This window comes from Paraburkholderia elongata (assembly GCF_013177735.1).
GTDB lineage: Bacteria > Pseudomonadota > Gammaproteobacteria > Burkholderiales > Burkholderiaceae > Paraburkholderia > Paraburkholderia elongata.
The window spans coordinates 1-23,356 of sequence record NZ_WOEZ01000329.1 but is presented as its reverse complement, the minus strand read 5'-3'; the positions used below and the strand labels follow the sequence as shown (position 1 = coordinate 23,356).

At 57.6% G+C, this 23,356-nt stretch carries 18 protein-coding genes and 1 pseudogene; 5 read left to right on the top strand and 14 right to left on the bottom strand.

The window, feature by feature from the left end; translation table 11 throughout:
• Nucleotides 1-121: 121 nt before the first annotated feature.
• Nucleotides 122-1,204: an IS630 family transposase gene (locus tag GNZ13_RS50535; protein WP_172178965.1), complete on the bottom strand. Its 1,083-nt coding sequence runs from the start codon at nt 1,202-1,204 to the stop codon at nt 122-124.
• Between the two features lie 350 nt (nt 1,205-1,554).
• Between GNZ13_RS50535 and GNZ13_RS50530 the strand changes: the two are divergent.
• A pseudogene (locus GNZ13_RS50530) lies at nt 1,555-2,285 on the top strand (IS6 family transposase).
• Nucleotides 2,286-2,767: 482 nt separating this feature from the next.
• Here GNZ13_RS50530 and GNZ13_RS50525 read toward each other — a convergent pair.
• The 10 genes from GNZ13_RS50525 to GNZ13_RS50480 all read right to left on the bottom strand — a co-directional run bounded on the left by GNZ13_RS50525 (nt 2,768) and on the right by GNZ13_RS50480 (nt 14,501).
• The gene (locus GNZ13_RS50525; protein WP_172178964.1) at nt 2,768-3,589 is read right to left on the bottom strand and encodes an enoyl-CoA hydratase/isomerase family protein; all 822 of its coding nucleotides are present in this window, start codon (nt 3,587-3,589) and stop codon (nt 2,768-2,770) included.
• Between the two features lie 144 nt (nt 3,590-3,733).
• On the bottom strand, nt 3,734-3,994 hold the full coding sequence (locus GNZ13_RS50520) for a hypothetical protein (RefSeq protein ID WP_172178963.1): 261 nt from the start codon (nt 3,992-3,994) through the stop codon (nt 3,734-3,736).
• A gap of 79 nt (nt 3,995-4,073) precedes the next feature.
• A complete protein-coding gene (phaP, locus tag GNZ13_RS50515) occupies nt 4,074-4,493 on the bottom strand; it encodes a TIGR01841 family phasin (RefSeq protein WP_172178962.1) in 420 nt (139 codons plus the stop codon).
• 119 nt (nt 4,494-4,612) lie between these two features.
• Entirely contained in the window at nt 4,613-6,136 is a 1,524-nt protein-coding gene (locus tag GNZ13_RS50510; RefSeq protein WP_172178961.1) for a CoA transferase, read from the bottom strand.
• 40 nt (nt 6,137-6,176) lie between these two features.
• Nucleotides 6,177-7,094 (bottom strand): hypothetical protein, encoded by a 918-nt coding sequence (locus GNZ13_RS50505; RefSeq protein ID WP_172178960.1) that lies wholly within the window; start codon nt 7,092-7,094, stop codon nt 6,177-6,179.
• A 76-nt stretch (nt 7,095-7,170) separates the two neighbouring features.
• Nucleotides 7,171-8,142 (bottom strand): 3-hydroxyacyl-CoA dehydrogenase NAD-binding domain-containing protein, encoded by a 972-nt coding sequence (locus GNZ13_RS50500; protein ID WP_172178959.1) that lies wholly within the window; start codon nt 8,140-8,142, stop codon nt 7,171-7,173.
• A 66-nt stretch (nt 8,143-8,208) separates the two neighbouring features.
• Nucleotides 8,209-8,979, bottom strand: coding sequence for an SDR family NAD(P)-dependent oxidoreductase (locus GNZ13_RS50495; RefSeq protein ID WP_172178958.1), 771 nt, complete (start codon nt 8,977-8,979; stop codon nt 8,209-8,211).
• A 782-nt stretch (nt 8,980-9,761) separates the two neighbouring features.
• Entirely contained in the window at nt 9,762-10,715 is a 954-nt protein-coding gene (locus GNZ13_RS50490; protein ID WP_172178957.1) for an AraC family transcriptional regulator, read from the bottom strand.
• 761 nt (nt 10,716-11,476) lie between these two features.
• Complete coding sequence (locus GNZ13_RS50485; protein ID WP_172178956.1) at nt 11,477-12,850, bottom strand: MFS transporter; 1,374 nt, start codon at nt 12,848-12,850, stop codon at nt 11,477-11,479.
• Nucleotides 12,851-12,899: 49 nt separating this feature from the next.
• Entirely contained in the window at nt 12,900-14,501 is a 1,602-nt protein-coding gene (locus tag GNZ13_RS50480) for a fatty acid--CoA ligase (protein WP_268959256.1), read from the bottom strand.
• A 1,531-nt stretch (nt 14,502-16,032) separates the two neighbouring features.
• On the opposite strand from GNZ13_RS50480, the gene GNZ13_RS50475 reads away from it, so the two are divergent.
• The 4 genes from GNZ13_RS50475 (at nt 16,033) to GNZ13_RS50460 (ending at nt 19,638) form a co-directional block, all read left to right on the top strand.
• Complete coding sequence (locus GNZ13_RS50475; protein ID WP_172178955.1) at nt 16,033-17,445, top strand: alpha/beta hydrolase; 1,413 nt, start codon at nt 16,033-16,035, stop codon at nt 17,443-17,445.
• Between the two features lie 76 nt (nt 17,446-17,521).
• Entirely contained in the window at nt 17,522-17,944 is a 423-nt protein-coding gene (locus GNZ13_RS50470) for a hypothetical protein (protein ID WP_172178954.1), read from the top strand.
• Between the two features lie 3 nt (nt 17,945-17,947).
• The gene (locus GNZ13_RS50465) at nt 17,948-19,048 is read left to right on the top strand and encodes a PHA/PHB synthase family protein (RefSeq protein WP_172178953.1); all 1,101 of its coding nucleotides are present in this window, start codon (nt 17,948-17,950) and stop codon (nt 19,046-19,048) included.
• Nucleotides 19,045-19,638 (top strand): GNAT family N-acetyltransferase, encoded by a 594-nt coding sequence (locus GNZ13_RS50460; RefSeq protein WP_172178952.1) that lies wholly within the window; start codon nt 19,045-19,047, stop codon nt 19,636-19,638. Before GNZ13_RS50465 ends, GNZ13_RS50460 begins: the two co-directional genes overlap by 4 nt.
• A 655-nt stretch (nt 19,639-20,293) precedes the next feature.
• Here the strand turns inward: GNZ13_RS50460 and GNZ13_RS50455 are convergent.
• The 3 genes from GNZ13_RS50455 to GNZ13_RS50445 form a co-directional block, all read right to left on the bottom strand.
• The gene (locus GNZ13_RS50455; protein WP_172178951.1) at nt 20,294-20,509 is read right to left on the bottom strand and encodes a hypothetical protein; all 216 of its coding nucleotides are present in this window, start codon (nt 20,507-20,509) and stop codon (nt 20,294-20,296) included.
• 254 nt (nt 20,510-20,763) lie between these two features.
• Nucleotides 20,764-21,204: an SET domain-containing protein gene (locus tag GNZ13_RS50450; RefSeq protein ID WP_172178950.1), complete on the bottom strand. Its 441-nt coding sequence runs from the start codon at nt 21,202-21,204 to the stop codon at nt 20,764-20,766.
• A 582-nt stretch (nt 21,205-21,786) separates the two neighbouring features.
• Nucleotides 21,787-22,173 carry an HU family DNA-binding protein gene (locus GNZ13_RS50445; protein WP_172178949.1) on the bottom strand — a complete coding sequence of 129 codons (387 nt, stop codon included), beginning with the start codon at nt 22,171-22,173 and terminating at the stop codon, nt 21,787-21,789.
• Between the last annotated feature and the right edge of the window lie 1,183 nt (nt 22,174-23,356).

Genomic DNA, 23,356 nt, shown 5'->3' with positions numbered 1-23,356 from the left:
TCCCAGCGTCGGTCTTTCGAAAAGCTGCCAACTTCGGTGCAGCGCTTCGGGCAATATCGCGCTATCGAACTCCTCGGTTTCCACGAAACGGACGGCTACGCTAGCAGCATTACTGAACTTGCTAGTGTTCCGTCCCAGAAATAGCTTTGCATAGCCGGGCCACTTTCTGGAGAATGGAATCGGCTGTCGCGGTCCATACGAACGGCCGCTTGTGCTGGTTGTACTGCTCGGTATAACGCTCGATGCTGGCGATGAGCTGGCGCACGTTTCTGAATGACCCGCGACGGATCGCCTGCTGCGTTATCAGGCCAAACCAGCGTTCAACCTGATTCAGCCAGCTTGAGTAGGTTGGCGTGAAGTGCATGTGGTAGCGCGTATGCCTGGCGAGCCACGCCCTGACCCTCGGATGCTTGTGTGTCGCGTAGTTGTCGACGACCAGATGCACATCGAGATCGACCGGCACCACCTGGTCAATATGCCTGAGGAACGGTAGGAATTCCTGATGCCGGTGGCGCGGCTTGCATTGAGCAATGACTTCGCCCGTTGCTGCATTGAGCGCAGCGAACAGGGTTGTGGTGCCATGTCGGACGTAATCATGCGTCACCCCTTCGAGATAACCCAGCCCCATCGGCAGCATCGGCTGCGTGCGCTCCAGCGCCTGACACTGGCTCTTCTCGTCGACGCACAGCACCAGGGCGTTGGTGGGCGGGCTCAGGTACAGCCCGACAATATCGCGCACCTTCTCGACGAAGAATGAATCGGTAGACAGTTTGAAGCTCTTTGAACGATGGGGCTGTATACCGAACAGCGACAGATACCGGGCAACCGAACTCTTCGAAATCCCTGTCTGCGCGGCCGCAGAACGCACGCTCCAGTGCGTTGCCCCGTCCGGCTTTTCATGCAACACCCGGGCCAGCAATTCCGCGACCGCCTCGTCGTCATGTGTGCGCGGTCGGCCTGGGCGAGCTTCATCATGCAGACCCGCAAGCCCCTGAGCGACAAACCGCTTCTTCCAGTGCGTGATCGCCGGTGGCGTCACTTCGCACCGCATCGCAATTTCCGTGGTTGTGTGACCGTCAGCGGCCATCAGGACAATCTTTGCCCGACGCAACAGAGAATGAGGCAACGAACGCGAGCGACTCATGGACAGCAACTGTTCTCGCTCCAGTTCTGACACCACAACCTCGATCCCCTTGCGTCCCATGATCGCCTCCTGTCCATCATCGTTCGATCATAGAACAATCCAAATTTACGTAAAGTTATTTCTGGGACGGAACACTAGCGCTCCTGTGAACACGGCTTGCATCAATTGCGAACGCCAACGATTACTGCCGAAACGGTGACACTTTTGCGTCGGTCTACGGCAGTAGTCTGCAAAAACATATGGCAGAGTGAGGCTAACGCACTGCAGACATTCAGCGCATTTACCCGCGGGCCATCTCCTGGCAGACATACTCGACGAAGGCTTCGACCTTGGCCGAATGCCTACGCTCACGGGGGCTCACTACACGGGGCACTATCAGGTTGGTGGACAGGCGGCGGTAGAATGAAGTGATGAAGAAGAGAAATTCCCTTTATCACGGCCACCGCTTTCCCGCCGTCGTCATCAGCTGCGCGGTTCGCTGGTATTTCCGGTTCAGCCTGAGCCTGCGCGACATCGAGGAGTTGTTGCTTGAGCGTGGTGTCGTGGTCACGTACGAAACGATCCGTTGCTGGTGCGACAAGTTCGGCACCAAATTCGCTCAGTGCGCGAAAGCGGCGCGGCGCAAGCCGGCCAGCACATGGCATCTGGACGAAATGTTCGTGACGCTGCGCGGTGAGCCGTATCTATTGTGGCGAGCGGTCGATGAGCATGGTGCTGAACTCGACGTGCTGGTGCAGAAGCGACGCGACAAGGCCGCGGCCAAGCGATTCTTCCGGCGGGTGCTGCGATCAAACCCGGTGCCGCGCAAGATCGTTACCGACCAGCTGCGCAGTTATCCGGCGGCGAAGGCTGATATTCCTGACTCGCTCAGGTAAAGCACGTCTTTGTCAAAGCGGCTGCTCGCGTGAATAACCGCGCCGAGAATAGCCACCAGCCAACCCGCAGGCGCGAACGCCAGATGTGCGGCTTTCGCGACGCGCGTCGCACGCAGGTGTTTCTCTCATGCTTCGGCCCGATCCAGCAGCACTTCGCGTTGCCCAGACATCAGATGAACGCGGCATGTCATCGCGCCATACTCAAAGAACGCCTCGCCACATGGCAAGAATGGACTGTCTCAACCGCAGCCAATCGAGTTATCTGATAAGGATAACTACTCTTTAGCCAGACACGTAGCCTACGCTCGTCAACTTGACAGTGCCCGATCGCGCCCTCGGCCATGTCGCCGAACTGGCGCGAGCCGCGTGCCGCGCGCTGGCATTCGCGGCACAAGACTGAGCCGCGCGGCACTTAGGCCACTCGGTTCCGCGGAACGGCGCTGCGGCATTTGGCGGGCTCTTGCGGCCACGGATCCATGATGCGCCGGCCCGAATCCGCAGCCGCGGGGCGAGTTAGCTTCACTTTTGCTAAAGCAGGATATCTCAGTGTCGAACTCCCTTTTCGGACGCCGATCAATCTTGTCGTCTGATCACAAGCTGTTCTTTCGACCGCTGCGCGCGCCGTCAACCCAGCCCGTGTGCGGCAATCGAGCAGTGCAATCGGCCGCTCGGAGGAGCGCAAGGCGCGCAGCAGTCTCACATAGCCAGTGTACAGTTGCTTGTACCGGACACTTTAAAACTGGCTCGCTTACTCAGATTCTTTCGATAATTCGGCGCCTACATCTTTGAATATACCTTGGAAGTCTGTCGCCTCGCGTTCCGTTTGGCCTCCATGCTTCATAAATGACCTGATTATGATTTGGGTCTTCTCCTCTTTTGCACGGATCAAAAAATTCCTTAGTTCCAGCTCGGCTCCCGCGCGCTCATCTTGAACCGCTGCATGGATAATCTCTTTGCACATCATGATATCGCGTACCTCCAGCCGGCTGATGATATTGGCAACTGAATTGACATAATTTTCAATTTCAGCTTTGGGTACAAACTGAGTAATAATATTCAATGCTTCTGCTTGCTGTGCATTGAAATCAGTGCCAACCAGCAAGGCCTGTAGTGCCTTGTTCTTACCCATCCTTCTCGCAAATTGCACCGCACCTTGGCCACCGGTAGGGATGTTAACGAAAATTTCCGGCTGAGCAAACACCGCGTTTTCGGTACCGTAAGCTAGATCGCACGACATGGCGAATTCATTGCCGCCTCCCCGAGCAACACCATCTACGATGGCGATGGACGCTTGGTGCATCTCCTTGATGTTGGCGATCATGTGACTGAACTCAACGCATGCCGCTTGTCCACCAGGAGTTCCATTGATCACAGTGACGTCCAGATGTGCGAGGAAAATGTTGTCGTTCGCCGATTTGAATACGACGACCTTCGTGTCGCGGTCATCCTTCAAGGAGAGGACGAAAGAGTTGATTTCATTGATAAGATCAATGGTAATAACATTCGCCGGTGGATTGTTCAGAGTAACGACCGCGATGCCATTATTATTGGAAATGGAAAGCTTGTTCATGACAATTTCCTCCGATCATGTCTTAGTGAAAACGCCATCTGTTCAGCGATGGCGCGTAGTTCGAGGAACACCTCGATTCCGTAAAATACAGGCGCACCAGCTGCTGCGCGAGCGCCCCACTATACGAGCCCATCGACGGCACCGTTATAACCGAGGCGCGAACGCAACTTGTCGGCCCACACCGACAACGTCGAAAAGCGGTACGGCAAGACTGCCGTCGGCGATGAAGACACCCCCATCTGCGCGCGCTGTGACAAACGGTTGCAACAGATCGAGAGTGGCGCCGATGCTGTTAAGAATGAGCGGCGGCGAACCGCCGCTGCCCTGCCAAGTTGCGCTACCCAACATCTGCCCATCCAGATCGTTCTTCCGGACCTGGGTACTGCAAGAAGACTCGGGAGCCATTTGCAATCCTCGCTCGCGGATAACCTTCTGGAGGAACAGTCACCTAGATGGATCGGCAGGCCGCATCCCGGGTGTCACGTTAGGTCTTCGGCTGAAGAGCTGCCTTCAATTCTTCGACGTGCTCCGCTACGCGTTTCGTAACCACCGCCATGCTGTCCGATTGAGCCTTGCAAGCGGTGTCCGCCAGTTCCTGCATGTCCACCAACGCCTTGTGCAGCGCCTGCTGGACGACTTCACCGGCTTTGGCGGCCGATTGACCGCTTTGGGCAGCGCGGATCGCGAGCGACTGCAATTCGGTCAGCGTCGAGCGCAAGATTTCCGACTGCTTCTGCGCGAGCAACTGCACGCCAGCCAGTACGGTGGTGTTTGCCTGGGCGATAGCTTCGACGTCCTTGCGGCGCGCTTCAAGGACGGCGCTGACGTCGATGCCGGGCAGCTTGAACTGTCCGATAAGTTTCTGGTACTCAGCGAAAATGCTGTTCGGGTTGGTTGATTCCATCGTCAAAGCTCCTCCAAATAAACTGCATTAAGAAAACCGCGGCCGATTCATTGTTCGACCTTTATTCTTCACCCCGCCACCTTTTTCCGCATGGTCTAAGGCAACAGGTGCGCGCGAAGTCAAACTTCCCATTCGGGTTTGCTAGAACCCAGCGGCAACAACAAGTGCCTATAGCGCCCTGGCGTACGCGTCATTTCAACCTGCTCTGCCACACCCTTATAAAATCCCATCGGCGTATCGGCCAAAATTGGATCGGGGTCGATATAAGCTCGCTCATCAGTCGAGTCGGCGACAGATCGCGCATATTTCTGATCAAAAACGCCAAGTGACATCAGCCAACAGACTGTCCGCGTCAACGACACGCTTACCTTATAGCTGCCGCCCTCAATCGCTCTCCGCTTGAGCGCCTGAAGAATTCCCACGGTTCCGAGCCACGCGGCAACATAATCGCTGATGATGGCGATTTTGGGTGTTAGGTGCGGCACGTCACTGGGCACATCGGTACCGCCGAGACTTTCCAGCCAATACGGTCCAGCAAATGCCCCCGTGGAGATATCGAATCCGACACGCTCGGACCATACACCGGTCTCTCCGGTGAAATTGACGGCGGCGCTTATCAGGCCGGGATAAGTCTTGCCGAGCTCCTCTGCCGTCAAACCATGTCGCTGCAAGAAGCCGTTGCGTCGATTCGAGAAGAAGACGTCCGCACAGGCCAGCAGTTTGTCGAAGCGCTCACGGTGAAGCGGATTCGCGTTGGTGTCGAGCATCGCCGAACGCATACCGATGTTCGACGTGTAATGAAACAGCTTGTGTTCGTAGTCTCCCGGGCGCCAGATGTTGAGCACATCCGCACCGTGCAGCGCCAACGCCCGCCCGATACCGGAACCGGCGATGACGTGGCCCAGCCCTAGCGCTCGGATGCCGCCCAGCACTTCACCGTGCGCCTGAAACGGCATTGGGTCGCTTTCTGCCACCTTCTCGACGGAAATAAGCGGCGTCTGCGTCATCACCTGTTCGAACAATTCCAGCGAAAGAAACTCGTCCGGTGATCGCACCACGTACATCGGCAAGCCTGCCTCGCCGGCCGCCTGTTCAAGCTGGAACGATTCCCACTTAGCGACGGCCTCGGCCACGTATTTTTCACCAGGCGGGCAAAGCAGCAGTTGCAGTGCCTTGTTCCGCAGAACAGGATAATTGCAGGTTATGTAAATCCAGCGACCATCTTTAGTTTTATAGAAATTGGCCCGCACGCCGGTATCTATCTCGGAATCCATCTTCCCTGGCATTCCGTTGACCGTTTCCAGGTGCCCTTCATAAAATGTTGCAAAGCGACGCAAAGCCTTTCTAACGTCAACGTGGATATTCTGGCTCTGACCGGTTTTCAATTTCCAGATCGACGCGATCTGCGCGGCCTTCGCCGCTAGGCCGATTGCCGAGAACGCCCCATATCGAAGGACACTGGGGATGATCGGATCCTGGCCGTAGAACGAAATCTCCCCACCGAAATCAGTCAGCGTCGCGCCTACCCCGTTTAATACGGCCTCGGTTTCCGCCCTAAGGTCAAACACGTTATCCGCATCGCTGGCGATGCGATTCTCAATGTTCCATCGGATTCGATCATCCAGATGTATCGTCGATTTCATTTTACAAATTCGCAAGGAACTGATTATTCACCAATGCCGTTCAGCTTAAGGTAATGCCGGTTATTCGGCCGAGCGCAAAAATCACCTCGCTTCTCCCCGTCGACAGATCGACCCGCCAGATATGACCGCCCAGGTCGGCCACGAAGGCAACGCCGGCGGCCGCGTCTACCGCCAGACCGATGGCCTCGGAAAAGCCCACGCAGATAACCTGCGGATCAACCAACCCGTCCGGCGTGAGCTTCGCGCGGTTCAGACTATTGCCGTATGGGGGCGCCCCCCGATCGGTCCAATACAGAACTTGCCGCTTGGTGTCGATCTCAAGGTCGATAGGTTCGGGAAGATCGCTTAGCAGCACCTCGATGTCGGTGCGATCCGACGCGGTCTGCCCGGCAGGCATTTCCAGGCCTGCACAGAAGATTCGTCCCTGCCCCCCCTTGGCGGGGCCTTTCTGCGTCCACAAAAGCCGCTCGTTCGCGTAGTCGACGGCGACGCCGACGCATTGATTCAGAATCGCGCGCCTACCGCCGGGTACGCTAGACCGATCTATCAGGCACGTCAATTCCTTGCCGTCGGTGCGGCTACGCCACACCGCGCCACCCTCCCGGTCGGACCAGTAAAGCAGCTCACGACCAGCATCAAGATGGAGTTGCTTGGGGGTGCTGAATGCGCCGTTCCCTGCCAGAGACCTGCGATTCTTGCCCTCCAGGTCAACCGCTTCGACGCTGCCGTCCTCCATGTCGAATTCAATGGTGCCGTCATCCGCAATGTGTCGTCGTCCCATATTGGTCCAGTACACAACGCTTCGGCCCTTGTCCACCTGGATGCCGTCGGGGACCCCGTCCAGCCCATCGATGATCAGGCGGTAGTCCTGTCCCGTACAGTCAATCGAGAATATCGACGGTTGATCTGACCGCAAGGCGAAGATCCGCTTCGAAACAGGAGATTGATCTACTGACATGAAAGTGCTCCGTCATCCAATATTCAAGTGCGCAATCGAGCTGCGAATTGTTTCGCAGAGGATTACGCGCAAAGCCTCATTCAACCTTTCCGGCGGAGCGTGCCAGACTGTTCAGTACCGTAACTTGCTTCATGTCGCGTTCGGCGTTCAACTCAGCTATCGGCGAATTGCCATAGGCGTCTCTGATCTGGGCGAGCAGGATTTTCTTCGTGTCTTCGTCGAATTGCACATCAGTGGCAACCTGATCCTTCCAGCGAGACTCCATACCTGGCGTCAAATGCTCAAGGAAATGCGCGAATCCTCCCTCTCCGCCTCCCAGATGAAAGGAGAGAAACGGTCCACCGGTCGCCCAACGAACGCCGAGCGAATTGACCACCACTTTGTCCAGATCTTCGATCGTGACAACGCCGCGTCTCACCAGGGACACGCATTCCCTGAATATTGCGCTTTGCAGTCGATTCGCGACGAAGCCGGGTATTTCCTTCCGGATTTCAAGCGCGACCTTGCCGATCGCATCGTAAAAATCCACAGCCTTCGCCGTTAGCTCGGGAGGCGTCTTATCGCTCGGCACTACCTCGACTAACGGCAACAAGTGTGGCGGATTGAATGGATGACCGATGATCAGCCGCTCCGGCTGCCGGAGCCCTGCAGATTGCTTCGACGCGGGGATGCCCGAACTGGACGACAAAAACAGCGCAGTTTCAGGCGCGGCTTGTTCTATTGTCGCCCATAGTTCGACTTTAAATTCCAGCCGCTCCGGCCCGTTCTCCTGTACATAGTCGGCATCGCTCACCGCCTTCGCCAGATCTTTCTCGAAAGACAGGTTGCCGATGTCGAACGCCGGGTAGCCACGCGCGAGCAGTGACGCTTTAGCCTCTTCGATATAGGAGACGACTTTTGCCTCAATACCGTCCTGAGGATCGCTGACCGTGACACGCAAACCATTCGCGAGGAAGAGAGCTGCCCACGAGGCACCGATCACCCCACCGCCGACGACGGTCGCTTTCCTGCCTGATACATTCAAAGATGAATTTCCCTCATCCGACATGACAACCCTCATTGGTAAATTCACAAATGCAAAAGCATAGATTTGGTTTGCGCGCGGGGGATCGGCTTACAATGAAGAACAGAGATGCCCACCGTCCACCGGGATACATGCACCGGTCATCCACGAGCCGGCTTCCGTCGCGAGAAGCAGCAACACGCCGTTGAGTTCCTCGGGTTTGCCAAGGCGACGCATCGGGATGCGTTTGATCAATGCCTTTCCGAAGTCGGTTTCCCACATCGCGTCGGTCATCTCGGTACCGATATATCCCGGCTCGATTGCATTGACGCGAATCCCGTAGCGCGCCCATTCGAGTGCGAGGCTTTTCGTCATGTGGACGACCGCGGCTTTGGATGTCGAGTAGGGCGCGATCCCCGTCATCACTCGCTCCCCCTGAATCGACGCGATGTTGACGATCGAGCCACCGCGGCCGCCGTCCTTCCACCGTTGCGCCGCGCGGACCGATACGAGCCAGACGCCACGCACGTTGATAGCCATCAGCTCGTCAAAATCCTTGGTCGGTAGCGTCAGAGCGAGGCCGTCGTTGGAAACACCGGCATTGTTGACGACGACGTCGAGGATATCGCCCGACGCGTCGATCTCCGCGAACGCGTCGTCGATCGATTGCTCGGAGGCAACATCCATCTCGACCACTGTGACCTGCGGCGAACCTAACTTGACGAGATCCTCCGCGAGAGCCTCGAGTCTCGCTTTTCGTCTTGCCGCGATGACAACCTTTGCACTGCATCGGGCAGCGAGCCGAGCAAAATTCTCACCCAATCCGGAAGAAGCACCAGTTACCAAGACCCGCTTTCCAGCTAGCAAAGAACCCAAATCCATTTCTGTCTCCATTTCATTTATCAATAGTTCTTATGATCTCTCTGGTCCTGCCAAACGGGCGCACGGCCTGAATCGTGTGAGCTGCTGGTACGGTGACGATTTGAAACCGCCGTCGAAGCCACAGTCCGCATGTCCCGCTTGTCACCCGGCCAAAATCCCGCAATATGCGCCGCCAGCACTCCTCGCTACATACGCCCCGCTCAAGCCGACAACCCAAGCCGCGATTTGCGCGCTTGCCAGCCCTTGAGTCAGCGCGACCCTACCGAGAGCGACGGTTGCCAGAGTCGTGGCAAACGAGGGCCGCCCCCGCCGCTCCGTCTGCGCGTCTGAGTGACGAGCTAACGATTGCGTTCCGCCATTGGCACTGCCGGCCTGCGGCCCGACCATGATGATCCGGGTATGCGAATCGTTTTGCAGACGGGCAACAGCGACAACAGGCATCAACAGGCGTCAACAACTTTTCCATATACGAGACCGTCCCGTCCGGCGAAGACGCCGCGGCTCCGGCCTGTATGGATTCAGGCTGGGCTTGCTACAAGAGTTGGTCTCCGTGCGTCAACCGAGTCGCGCGCCATGTTCAGCGACCGCGGCGAACCGTCATTGCAACGGCTCTTCGTGATCTTCTGGCTGCTAGAGTAACTAACCCAGTGATGCGCCCGGAAGGTTTTATTTGCTCAAGCCAGGATTAGTTTCGACCGCCGTTCCGAGGTACCAGCCGCGTCAGGGACTCTGCGGTTTAGGATCCGGATCTTTACCTGGGGACTATCGCATATGAGCGAGTATCACTTGCGATAGTCCGTTGGATTACGTTTTGTCCAGCGAACGAATGCGTGGCGGAAATTGGTCGCCTCGCTGTAGCCAAGCCGACTCGCAATTTCTTCGTTTGTCATATCGGTATGGCGCAGATACTCGATCGCAAGACGCATCCGCACCTCGGCCACAATATCTCGATATGACGTCTGCTCGGCCGCGAGACGACGGCGCAGTGCCCGCTCATTGGTGTTCAATTCCTTGGCCACGGCATCGATGTTTGGAAACCGACCCGGATGCTCGAACAAGACCCGATAGACATCTCCGACGATACTCCCGGCCTTTCTGACTTCGGCAAGGCTTTTTTCGCACATCTCCAGTGCCAGGGCATTGGTAACCGCGTTCGCATATGGCATTGGCTCTGCCATCCAATGCAAGTCAAATCGGAGTTCGTTGCGTTCTTGTTCAAAAAGAACTGGGCAGCCGAAGAATCTCTCGTAGTCGCTCGCGTGTTTGGGCGGGGCGTATCGAAGGTGAACGCCCGAAAGCCCAAAAGCTGATCCGTATAGATCGCGACAGATGGTGTAATGGCTTGCGAGCTGAAACTCCGTCGTAAATCGGTACAGATCGTCGTCCGGCAGATTGGACAGCAGCGGCGTGTATACGAAGATCGCATCCTTGCCCTCTTCGGCATATGCCATATCGGCCACCGGTCCCGTCACGCGGTGGTATTTCAATCCGAACTCCGCCGAGTCTCGATGGGACTGACTGCTCAGCAGCGCATAGCCGTACATACCGTAAGCCGTGACGCGCATGTACTCACCGGCACGGAACGCACAGTTCGTGCTCGAACTCAGTCGAACTGCGTTGAGAAACGCTTGTTGCGTCTGTTCATATGACACCCGGGTACTGGGCGACTGAAGTCTCTCCGGCGCAATACCGGTGCCGGCCAGAACTTCTTCTGGATTGATTCCCTCGTTGGACATCGCGAAAACGAGGGCGGCGATTTTGTGTACAGGGTAAACCCTTTCCCTGAATCCCGAGCAAGTCAACTGCATTCAATGCCTCTCATAAATGGGGCTCAATCTTACCTCTGCATCAGCAGGTACCGATCGATTGTGACCCGAATCTGGTGGGCAACGCGGATTCCTGGTGTCAAACCAATGAAACAAGCATGCCAATCATGTCGAAGATTTCCCGACCTTGCATTCGTCTGACTTTTCGACTTGCTGGTCGTCCTCTCGGAGCCAATAATTTCGGTGAGAAAGCCGCACGTTGAGCGCAGGCGCCATCGACACCCTGCAGAGGCGGCGTTGCCGGCGACAGTGACGTGGGCAACTCAGCTACGACCGACACGAACATCGGCGCGGCTTTCGCGCAGCTGGAGTTGTTCACTGTCGGGCTCTGATGACACCCAACGTCCCGGGCGGAATAGCCTCGGCTACACGCTCGTTATCGGGGGGCCGTCATCGTAGATTGACTATTCGGAAGCAACGATCAATTCAAATGCCGTGACTTGAACCGCGTTCTGCGAGATCGTCGCCCTGTGAGTCGATTTCAGCTTTGCTGGCGCGGCGATGACAAGCAAGTCCCACAACCCAAGACCAGGCGAGCGAAGTTCTCGCCTGGTCCGGATGGGGCCCCTGGTACCAACACACGCCTTCCCGAGGCCAGAGCACCCGATGCAAAAGCACACCCTTGCCTCTCTAGCCTGTTCCGGCGCCAACACAACGTGTTCGTCTACTGGCTATACCCGGCCCGTGATTTGCGAACGGGCGCCGGAACGCTCACCGGTTGCCTTGATCGCCAGCAAAATGAGAAGCCCGGACACGACATACAGTGCCATCACAAGATAGAGACCATAGACATTGCTTCCCATACTCTTGGTAAGCATCGCGTTGACGGACGGCGCAGCTGCGGCGCCAAGATTGCCGAGACTGCTGACGAGTGCAAGACCGCCCGCGGCGGCACCTTTAGACAGGTATTCGCTCGTCAGGGTAAAAAACAGCGGCGTCGCCGAGCTCAATCCAATATAGGCCACGGTCATGCCAACGAGCGAAGCCACAATTTGCCCTGTCGCCTGGCCTTGCATCACCGCAACCACGCCAAGCCCAGCTGCCGCCAACGTGGTTGAAAACGCGAAGTGCCAACGACGTTCCTTATGCACATCGGAATGGCGACCGATCCAAATCATTCCCCCGATCGCACAGACCTGCGGAACCGCCGCCAGAATACCCACACCGAACAGGTCCTTGATCCCCCAGCCGTGAATCAAAGCAGGAAGCGTGAAGACAACGGTATAGCTTGCCCCGAGCAGTAAAAAGTACGCAGCCGAGAGAGCGTATACTTTTGGGTCGCGCAACATATGCAGAAAACCACCAGCACTCTCGCCCGAAGTCTCCTTTTCGTCGCGCTCGAGCCGCTCGTTCAGCAGAGCCTTCTCGTCCGCCGACAACCACGCTGCAGCCCCGGGGCCATCGTCCAGGCGCAGGAAAACCACAATGCCCAATGCTACCGCCGGCAGTCCCTGCAGAATAAAGAGCCACTGCCAGCCGTAGTATCCGCCGACGTTGTTGAGGTACTTCAGGATCGCTCCCGAGATCGGGCCAGCCAGCATGCCCGCGACTGTCGTCGCCGACATGAAGATCGCGACCACCTGGCCGCGGCGTACGGAGGGGTACCAATAGGTGAAGTAAAGAATGATGCCCGGGAAAAAACCGGCCTCGAAAGCGCCAAGCATGAAGCGCAGGATGTAAAACTGCGTTGGTGTCCTGACGAAAGCCATCGCCGACGCAATGATGCCCCAGCAAAGCATGATGCGAAAAAGCGTCTTGCGCGCGCCAATTCTCTCGAGCATCAGGTTGCTTGGAACTTCAAACAGGAAGTATCCGATAAAGAAGATGCCAGCGCCCAATGCGTACACTTCCATGTTATAGCTAAGTGTTTTCTGCATCTGCAGCTGGGCATATCCGATATTGATGCGATCCAGGAACGCAACCACATAACAGACGAGCAACAGCGGAAGCAGACGCCAGCCAACCTTCTTGTATACGAGGTCATCCTTCGCTGTCTGGAAAGGAGATTCCGGAAAATCTCCGATCGTTCCAGATTTTGAGTTCATCATTGTCTCCATGAGGCGGTCAATTGCAAGTGCTTTTTCAGGGCGAATTTTAACTTCCGTACTTTATGCGCATGGTTTTTTTGTCGAGTTTTCCGACGCTAGTTTTTAAAAGTGTATCGACGAAGATAATTCGGTCTGGCATGCCGAACTTTGAGATAATCCCCTTTTCGACAAAAGCCTTCATGTGGTCCTTTAGCCCTTCTGCGTCGACCTTTCCAATGAACTCGTCCTTGAGCACAACGATTGCCATTGGGCGCTCACCCCATTTCGCATCGCTAACGCCAATCACGCAGACATCGCTCACTGCGGGGTGCTGGGTTATTACGTCTTCTACCTCAAGCGACGATATCCACTCGCCCCCGGTCTTGATCACATCCTTCAACCGATCGGTGATGCGAAGGTATCCATCAGTACCGAGCACGCCGATATCGTTCGTGTGTAAATAGCTGCCGGCCCACAATGCCTTTGACGCTTCCGGGTTATTGAAATAACCCTGTGTCAGCCACGGGGTACGCACGACGATTTCGCCTGATGTCTTCCCGTCGCGCGGTACGTCGTTCATGTCCGGATCGACGACACGCAACTCGACCAGCGGCACTGCACGGCCAGCCGTCACGCGCATCTCGATCTCGTAGTCCATGTTGTCGCTGAGCAATGCCAGGCTGAGATGCGAGGTTGTCAGCAGAGGGCACGTCTCGGACATGCCGTAACCACAAAAGATGTCAATTCCCCGCTCCATTGCGGCTTTCGCAAGCGCTTTCGGCAAAGCTGACCCGCCGATCACGATCTTCCAGCCGCGCATGTCGACATTCTTGCTCGCTGGATGGGTCAGCATCATGTGCAGGATTGTCGGCACACAATGCGAAAACGTTGCCCCCTCCCTCTCCTTCAGCTCCAGCAGTGTCTCAGGCGTGTAGCGGCCTGGGTACACCTGCTTCACCCCAAGCACGGTTGCGGTATACGGAAGCCCCCACGCGTGCACATGAAACATCGGAGTGGTCGGCATGTAGACGTCGCCCTGATGAAACCTTCCTTGCACGGCGGTCGTGCCGAATGCCGCGAGATCGACAAGCGTGTGCAGAACGAGTTGCCGGTGCGTGAAGTAGACCCCTTTCGGTAACCCGGTGGTGCCGGTGGTATAGAAAATTGTCGCGCGCGTGTTTTCGTCGAAGTCTGGAAATTCGAAAGCGGACGACGAACCCTCAACCATCTGCTCGTATTCTGCGGCAACCGGAATCGCGCCAAGGTCGCAGTCGCCGGTATCGGTGATCAGGACAAATTTCTCAACCGTCTCGAGCTGATCCTTGATTTCTTCGAGGAGAGGAAGGAAGTCGCGATTCACAAGCACGACCTTGGGTCCGGCATGATTCAGCGTGTAGAGTACTTGCTCGGAGCTAAGACGAACGTTCACCGTCTGCAGTACCGCCCCCATCATCGGCACCGCGAAGAAGCATTCGAGGTACCGATGGCTATCCCAATCCATCATGGCTACCGTATCGCCGAATTCGACACCCAGGTCAGCCAACGCGCTAGCCAGCTGCCCAATGCGTTCCCCTAGCGCCCGGTAGTTGTAACGCTTGAGCCCTCGATAAACAATTTCCTGCTCCGGCGCATTGACAAGGGGCGTCATTAGAAGACGCTTGATCAGCAACGGATACTGATAGCCGTGTTCGTCCGCTACGGTGTCTTCGGTTCTTGATACCAAAATAGATCTCCGGTAGTTGTATGCGACGGGATTTCGCTGGACCGAGCGAGAACTGCATCGGCACCCTCTTCCTCACAAATTCCGCCGTGTATTACTCGATGCCAAACCTGCCATGAGAGGGGGCTCATCTGAGCCTGGACTGATAAACAAAGCACAGCTTTCATGTTGCACTGACCGGAATTCATCTACGCAACAGACATTTCAAGGTCCGCCTACCGCGCCGCTGCGCTGCGACCATCACTTTCGGCTTTCCCGTTGCGCCGGCGAGCCTTTGGTCAGGAAACAGTGCGCACTTACTCCCCATCGAGGCGCATCTCGCGCTGCAATGGCTGCTTGCGGTATCGACTTAGCTGTTTGCTACAGAGAAACTCGCCAGATGAGCGGATTCGCTAACGTCGCGGTTTCAATATGTCGTATGGTTTTACCTAACTTGGTATTGTGGCGCCCGCGATAGCGGGAGTCTGCGTATGGACCACGTAATGTCTCCTTGAAACGATGTCTTTTGTCTTCGATTGTGGTGAAACTATCGAACGAGATGGCGCCTCGGGAAAGGTTTTAATTGCGCAACGGGAGCGTGAATTTCGACCACCTTTCCGTAGTCGCCGGTTCATCGCCCCTCCCCTCGCACCGGGCCACGCGTCCGTCTAATGCCTCAACGTCCGTCATCCGTCTGTTTTCTTTCTGTAGTCAAGTGGATTGGGCTTGGTTCAACGGCAACCGTCGTGACGGAAATCGGTAGCCTCCGTTAGCCGTGCCTGCTCACGATCGCCTCATCAGTCGGTTCGACATTGTTTCGGATATTCGATCGTAGAGCGCGTTAGCGCCTCGCACAGAATGCATCGCCTGCTCCGTCTCGAGTCGGCGCCGCAATGTCGCAAGGTCTTCAATTCTTCGGCGGCAGCCTTCGCGGGAGCGCCTGGCAAGCAGCGCACAGCCGTACATGCCGTAGACGTGACGCGGAAGGCATTGAGAAACATCCACCCGACCCGCCCATTCGACATTTGTAGATTCGTACAGAGAAGCCGCTCCGGCGTGGTGTCGGTGCCTGCCAGTGCTTCAGGTGGATCGACATCCTCTTGCGATCCTCAGACACCCGTGTGGCCAAACTGGGCGCAAAATAGCCCTGTCTTCGTGCATACCGGACATTCAGCGATTCCCCACATCGTGAGAATCCCTCTTACGCGCTGATCGACGCGCACCGGTCGACGTCGGCACGCATACCCCATTTCGCCGGCCAACGATCCCGAACACGCGGAATGGATTATCGCGAACATGCCGAAAATAACCCTGCCGCGGTCGCATCGAACCTTCCGTGGGCGCTGGTCTCGCAGCCATAGTGTGCGAAACCGTCACTCGGTGATCGTTGGCTAAAACCCGGCGTGCCAAGGTGTCCGCCAGCGTGTATTTGCCAGTGGATCTCTCCGTCGCTCTGACAACCCATCGCCGAAGCGACAATCATAGGAAACATGGGCGTCCCGTGTCCCTAGAACCGGAGGAGACCTTGAATTCAACGACTAGCGACGGCGAGACCAATCCCCTGAAGATGTCGCAGGCGCAGGATTTCGGCCAACCGAAACAGATCCGGGCCAAGACCCTTGATCCCGAGGCGAAGGTGTTTTTGAAGGTGTTCAACCTGATGAAACGGAAGTCGGTTAACCGAACCAACCTCCACTGGACCCGTCTGGCGTGGTGTCTGTCCGCCATAGCACTCGGCCGAGCAGACGCAGTTAGCAAAATCACGACGAGGTGGATTCCCGGCCCTCACAATTCAATCGAACTGAAGCTCTACTGGCCATCGGAGACTGCCGGATCCAAACCTGCGTTCCTGTGGTTTCATGGCGGCGCGTTCGTGATGGGCGGGCTCACCACGGCAGACGCCATTTGCAAACATATTGCATTGGCGAGCGACGCCGTTGTGGTCGCTGTACGCTATCGACTGGCACCGGAACACGACCTGTATGCTGGACGCGCCGATTGTTTGGCGGCGCTGGGCTGGATCGCACGCGAAGGACACACCGTTGGCATCGACAGCTCGCGGCTGGCGGTGGGCGGCGACTCAGCCGGGGGCAATATCGCTGCGGCGGTCGCACAGCGCTATGTCACAGGCGGCGGAGCGGCGCTACGACTTCAAGTGCTCGCGTATCCATCCACGAATCTAGTCGACGACTTCGCATCTATGGCCGAAAACGCAAGCGGCTACCTGCTGACAAAAGACGACATCGACGCCGTCCGAGTACTGATTAGCCAGGACCAGCCCGACCTCACGGATCCGTGGCTGTCGCCCGCGTTCAATGCCACGCTGCACGAATTGCCTCCGGCACTAGTTGTGACTGCGGGCTTCGATCCGATACGTGATGATGGTCTCGCATACGTCGACCGTCTGCGCAGAACGGGTGTGTCCGTCGAACTTCTGCACTATGCGGGGCAGTTCCACGGCTTCCTGAACTTCAGCGGTGTACTTCGTTCGGCGCGCAATGCGCTCGATCATATCGGTGCGGCACTGCGCCGGGCACTGAACGCGCACACCGATGAACCAGCAGTAGATCGCACACTCGAACTGTCGGTGCCCTCCAATCTCGAGCTCCCATTGTCCGCTCTGCGTATGGGACGCGATGTGGTGCTCATGTCGCTGATGTCCGGCGAGCTGCTTGAAGGCTGGCGTTGCAGCATGGCGCGCCGCATGTTACCCCGCAACCGGTGGACCATGGCACTAACGGCCTCCCCGTTTCTTAATCCCGTTACGGCATGCCGAGCGATAGCGGGGCAGCAACTTGCCCAAATTGAAGCAAGTGAAACCTACAGCGGTAACTGGGGCGTCAAGCCCGGCACCAGTCCGCTCCGATTGACAAGCGACAGCACGTCTGACCGCGCGAACATTGACCGCGCATAGCCGCGGCCCGATTTAACTCGCTATGCGCAACATTGCGCTGGCTCATTAAACCCCGTATGGATTGACAGGGCATCGAATGACATCTCCATTTTTTCCCGATCCGCTACAGATCTGGCGCGAAGCCCTGACTCGCCTCGAAAGCGACGTCAACTCGCTCGCAACCGGCAGCCTGAAATCCCAAGAGGTCGTGCGCTCGCTGCATCAGTTCTCGTCTGTTTCGCTAGGCATGCAACAGATGTTGGAGACGCTGTTCGACAACTATCTTCGCAAGGCTAATCTTCCGACACGCAAGCAAGTTGCAGAACTAGCTGAGTCGCTCGTCCGCATTGAGCTCAAACTCGACCGTCTGTCGCCTCCGGACAAGACCAGCGAGTCCCCACGGCCCGCGCGAACGCGTCGCCCGCCGAGTTCAACGCCTGCAACGACGGAAGAAGCAGCATCTACCGCCACGCCATCGACAAAGCGAACGCCACGCGGCAAACGTACGGGCAAGGAATGACTTATGGTCGCCCAAACTGATGTCAAGTCCACTCGCAAGGATGCTACCCCCTCGCTGACCGAGCGACTTCAGCTCGAGGTCGACCGTGCCGTGCAACGCGGACTCAAAGGAGTCGAGCTGCTCGGTGCGCCACCACCCGCCGTCGGCCGCACACCGAAGACCGTGATTTACCGACGCGGCACTCTGGAACTGGTCCACTACCGCACGAGCCTCGACGAAGTCTATCGCGTGCCGATCCTGGTCGTGATGGCGCCGACAAACAAAGCGTACATTCTTGACCTCGCGCCGGGACAGAGCCTCGTCGAGTTCCTTCTCGGGCGCGGCTACGACGTGTACCTGATCGATTGGAACGCACCGACCGACGATGAGAGGGATCTGATCATCGACGATTATGTGCTCGATTTCATTCCTGACTGTATCCGTCGTGTACAACATCGCTCGAAGGAGCGTGACATAACTTTGCTCGGCTACTGCGCGGGTGGTTTGCTATCGGTGATCTATCAGACCCTGCATGCGGACGGTCCGGTAAAGAACCTGGTCTGCCTCACGACGCCAGTCGACTTCACAAAGATGGAACTGTTTCGGGCGCTGTCGGATGAGCGCCACTTCGACATAGAGCAGTTCGTCGGTAAAGTCGGTGTCGTTCCGGCCGACGTCGTCATCGCAGGATTCGACGCATTGCGACCGGTGAGCCGCGTTGCTGGACAGCTTCGGTTATGGGACAACCTGTGGAACGATCAGTTCGTAAAGGGTTACCGGATGATGGAGCGCTGGGGTAACGAGACACTGCCCTTGCCAGGCGGGTACTTCCGCCAGATGACCCAGGAACTGCTGCGCGACAACAAATTGTTCGAGGGCACCCTGCGCATCGGGGGGCGCATCGTCGACCTTGGCGACATTACCGTGCCGCTGCTTCATGTCATTGCGCAATATGACCACATTGTGCCACCGCAGAGCGCGCAACCTCTGGTTGAGCGCGTCGGATCTTTAGACAAGGAAGAGCTCATGTTGCCGGGCGGCCATGTCAGTATCGCCGCTGGCGCAAATGCAGTGAAGCGTATGTGGCCAAAACTCGATTCGTGGCTGGAGGGCCGTTCAATATGACCGAAGCATTGCGTAGCTACCCACGCAGTATCGAATGTACAGGTTCACAGATCGAAATTTCAAGAATGACAAGCGCCGACCGAAGCGCACTGGATCGGCTGATAGATAGCTTGCCTGACCATGATCTACTTTTCGTGCCACGCGATATTAGTCATCCGAAGGTTATTGACGCGTGGGTGCGCGCATTGGACAACGGAGAGGTGACAAGCTTGATCGCGCGCAATGGCGAAACTGTAGTTGGTTGCACGGCGATTGTCATTGACCACCTTAGTTGGTCTCGCCACGTAGGCGAGTTAAGGGTCCTTGTAACGCCCTCCTCGCGCGGAACTGGCCTCGGACGGGCGCTCATCCAGGAGTGCTTCGCACAAGCGCTCGAACTCGGGATAAAGAAGCTTGTCACACAAATGACGATCGATCAGCACGCGGCAATCGCGGTGTTCGAGGACCTGAGTTTCAAAGCCGAGGCGCTGTTTCGTCACCATGTCGCCGATCGAATGGGCGAATTGCACGACCTCGTAGTACTCAGTCACGACGTTGACGCAGTAGCGAAACGCCACGAATTGTACGGACTAAGCGACGCGCTCGGGTAATACGTGAGTTAAGCGGGGATACTCCAGACCCGTTACGCTTACCGAACGAGTCGCGCCGTGCATTTTTTCATATGCTCCACTGTGAGGTATGCGGGGTAACTCGCCGCTCCCCTAGTTCGTAGGTGGGTCACTTCGCTCCAAACTACAGATTCACGAGGAGGCACCGCATCGGCCGGCACCCTTCCCACCGTATGCGCGGTCGGCGGGGGGATCGTCTATGCTCTGATCAACCCGACGTTCTCAATGAGCGTCAGGCGTTCGCGACTATCGAAGATGTCGCCCCGCAAAGCGCAGCCAAGGGCATCGCATAACTTGCCGTAGGTGCGCACCTGTATCAGCTCGCGGCAGGTCGGGGGAATTCATTCGCGATACACGACACTTACGCGTCGACTAAGAAAATGCAGTATCCCGAATCGCAGAATGAACTGCTTGTCACTATTCGACGGTGTTATCGTAAGAATGGACGCGACAGCATGCTGACCGGTCAAATCGGTCCCGTGTGCAAGGTCATAAGTGGCCAGGCAATAGACGTCGGTCCGCTTGGAAAGCGCGTAGTGGGCCGCCACGTTGAACTGATGGTAGCGTGCTGGGGGCTTCCCATCGACGGCTCCGCCGGTGAGGTAGTCATAAGCGCCGGTGAACGCAACAGAAGGCGTCAGTTGATAGCGCCCATAGGCGGCAAAGCTGTTGAGCGACTGGTCCGTGCAGCGGTTTTGTCGCTGGTCGAGCCGAGCCGCCGGTTCAGATCCGATAGCGCTCGACAGACGGACATGCGCACGGGCGTCCCCGTCAGTGCCAGTTCAAGCCGGTCGAGCAGTTCCGGCAGATTCACTTCCCCTGCTCTCTTTCGTGCGAGCTTCCGCTTCCGCATATGACTGCTCCCTGATCGGGCAAACGCCGCCTAATGGCGTCACCACAAATCCTCAAGATTCAGCGACATCTGTTTTTTCGCCTTGGCGTTTAACGGTGTGTCGGATGCATCTCCCTTTCGCAACGTCGGTTTTAGCACATCGAGATGTAGAACCACATCGCCACTTATCCGGACAAATCCATCATTCCCCCGCTTCGAGCCCTCGGTGCTTTTCGAGATAGCGATTCTGCCCACCACCTCCTCCGCCACCCTGTTCACGCGGCGTCCGCCAGCATCGAGTGCCGACAGTCCGCCGTGGCGCACCGGCATGCGTACTGCGCCCGGACGTCTTCATCCAGCGGATCGTCAGTGGCGAGCAAATATTCAATGAACAGTTCTTCACCGGCCCCGATCGACCGGAGCGTGTGGATGAAAATCCGTCCCTCGTCCTCGACGGTCTCGCAGTTCGGCGCGCAGGCGTGATTCAGCCAGCGCGCACTATTGCCGCCGCGACTCCCGTCGATCACGGTCCCGTCCGACAGCCCGAAGAGAAACGTATGGCCTGCGACGCCTTCACGCTGGTGACGGCGCACCGCATTTCGCCACGAGGTGATTTCACCTTTGTACTCAAGCACGCGTTCGCCCGCCGCGAGCGTGTGCATGGCGAACACGCCCTTGCCGTGAACTGAAGACCGCCGAACAATCACGCGCCGCATACTCTTTCCCCCCGATGTCAGCGCCAGTATACGGGCAGCAAATTTCCGCATCCAGTGCGATTGGACGAGCAAGCACTTGCCACGTTCGGGCACCGGCGGCCATATCGAAGCTGGAGAGTCGAGGTATTTGATCCGCAGGCATCCCGGAATGACCGACCGATCACCCGCGAAGAGATCCAGCTTCGGAAAAGCTGATTACCCATCTCACGCAGGCTGACCCACTTCACGGTGCTCACAAAGGTCCTGCCTGTGGTGTCGAGCGATTCGATCATCGCGCGTTGCCCGCGGGCTTCCGCAATGACGCGCACCCGGTAGCGCAGTAACGCACCGATCGTTGGGCACGAGATTTCGCGCCCGGTCCGCGATCGTCTATTTTCCATACGGCTACCTATAGAGACATGCAGCGAATCGCAGGGGCGGCGGTGCGTCGCGGCATCTCGCACTGATGCTACCAGGCCGGCTGGACGAGGTCCAGGCCCTGCCCGCTCACTCCGTGCCGTTGCTGCCGCTAGCACCTGTCGCGGCTACCCTGCCGGCAGCCGCGCCATCGGCAGAAATCCGGGTGACGGCTTGCGTCCGGTCTCAGGCGCCGTTCACCGCATCCTTGAACGCCTTGCCCGCCGTGAACTTCACCGTCTTCGCAGCAGGGATCTGGATCTCGGCGCCGGTCGCCGGATTGCGGCCGACCCGCGCGGCGCGCGCGCCCGTGGAAAACGACCCGAAGCCGATCAGTTGGACGGTGTCACCTTTTTTGACGGCGGCCGTGACTGCGCCAATAAACGCATCAATCGCCTCGCCGGTTGCTGCCTTGCTCGCGCCTGTCCTTGCGGCGACCACATCCACCAGTTCCTGCTTGTTCATTGCTTTTCCTTCCTGTGGTTGTGAATAGCGCCACCCTACCCGATCCGCGCGCCTTTGCGCAATTGGCCGGCGGCCGGACTGATCCGCGATCACAGGCACTGCACGCATGTCCTCAGGCGTGGGTTGCGCATGACGCCGCCGTGAAACCGGGCCTGCGCCCCGGGGTCGCATCCTTGTGCTACCGATCACCGTGTCAGCGGCATCGATTTGATGACCAGGCGGGCGCAGCCCGCTCCGGCGACGCGCCAGCGGGGAAACGCGGTCGCGCCCGGCGCGCCCGCGCGTACCGTCGGGTACGTCGGATGGAGCGCCCGCTGCCGGTCCGCGCCTTTTGCGTCCGCGCCCGGCGTGCTGTCCGGCGTCCGGGCCGCGTCGCGACGATCCGGTTGCGCGCACGCCGGCTACCCGTCGACGCCCAGCGTCATCACGCCAGGTGCCATCCGGCGACGTCGTCGCTCACACAACTAATGTTGTAACTATCGACGTGCCGGTCGAAATCCCGCGGAGACCCTTGACCAGCAAGGCACAGAGGTTGAATCCGATTTCAACTAATGTTGTGACTCTCGCGTCGACGCCGGCAACTAAAGGTGTAACTCGATGCGCGGTTTCAATAAAAGTTGTTACTCAATGAGCGGTGCCGCGCCGCAGTACGGTCGCCATGTGCAAGGTCGAGGACCTGTTCATTCGGCGCGACCATGTAACGGCGCACCGGATGGCAATGTGCTCGGGTAGTCACAAAATTAGTTGAAATCTGGACACAAGTTTAGTTGCGTGAGCGTCTGCCTGAAATGAGGGCCAGTGTCCCGAAACGAAGGGTATGATAGCTCTATCCGGGCCTTCATTTGCAGTCGGCCGCATCGATAGGCCACACCAAATTCGCTTCCGTTGCACAACTTCTGCAGTCCCGTGCGTGCAGTGGCTGCATTCATTTCGGCCGAGGGCTTCCAACGATCACGGCCCGCGGGTTCGCGCCTTTGCGGCCACCCACCCCTACCGCTCCCCTCTCCTGATAATCCTCATTATTAGGAATGCATTTAATGGCGCATCAGTGCGGCGATAACCCGCGTTATCGCCGCAAAGCCCAGAGAGACCTTCGTGAGCATGGACTGCAGTAACGTAGGCCTGACCACGAGCGCCGCCTGCTGGATCCCCGGGCGCCCCCTTTTCGGCCAATGCGGTCGTTGGTCCATCAACGCGTCAACGACCGGTATAGGTTCCTAACCCGACGACAGTGAGCAATCTTGGTGAGCGGCCGCTTTGACTGTCGTCAAACGGCGGTGCACGACCCCAC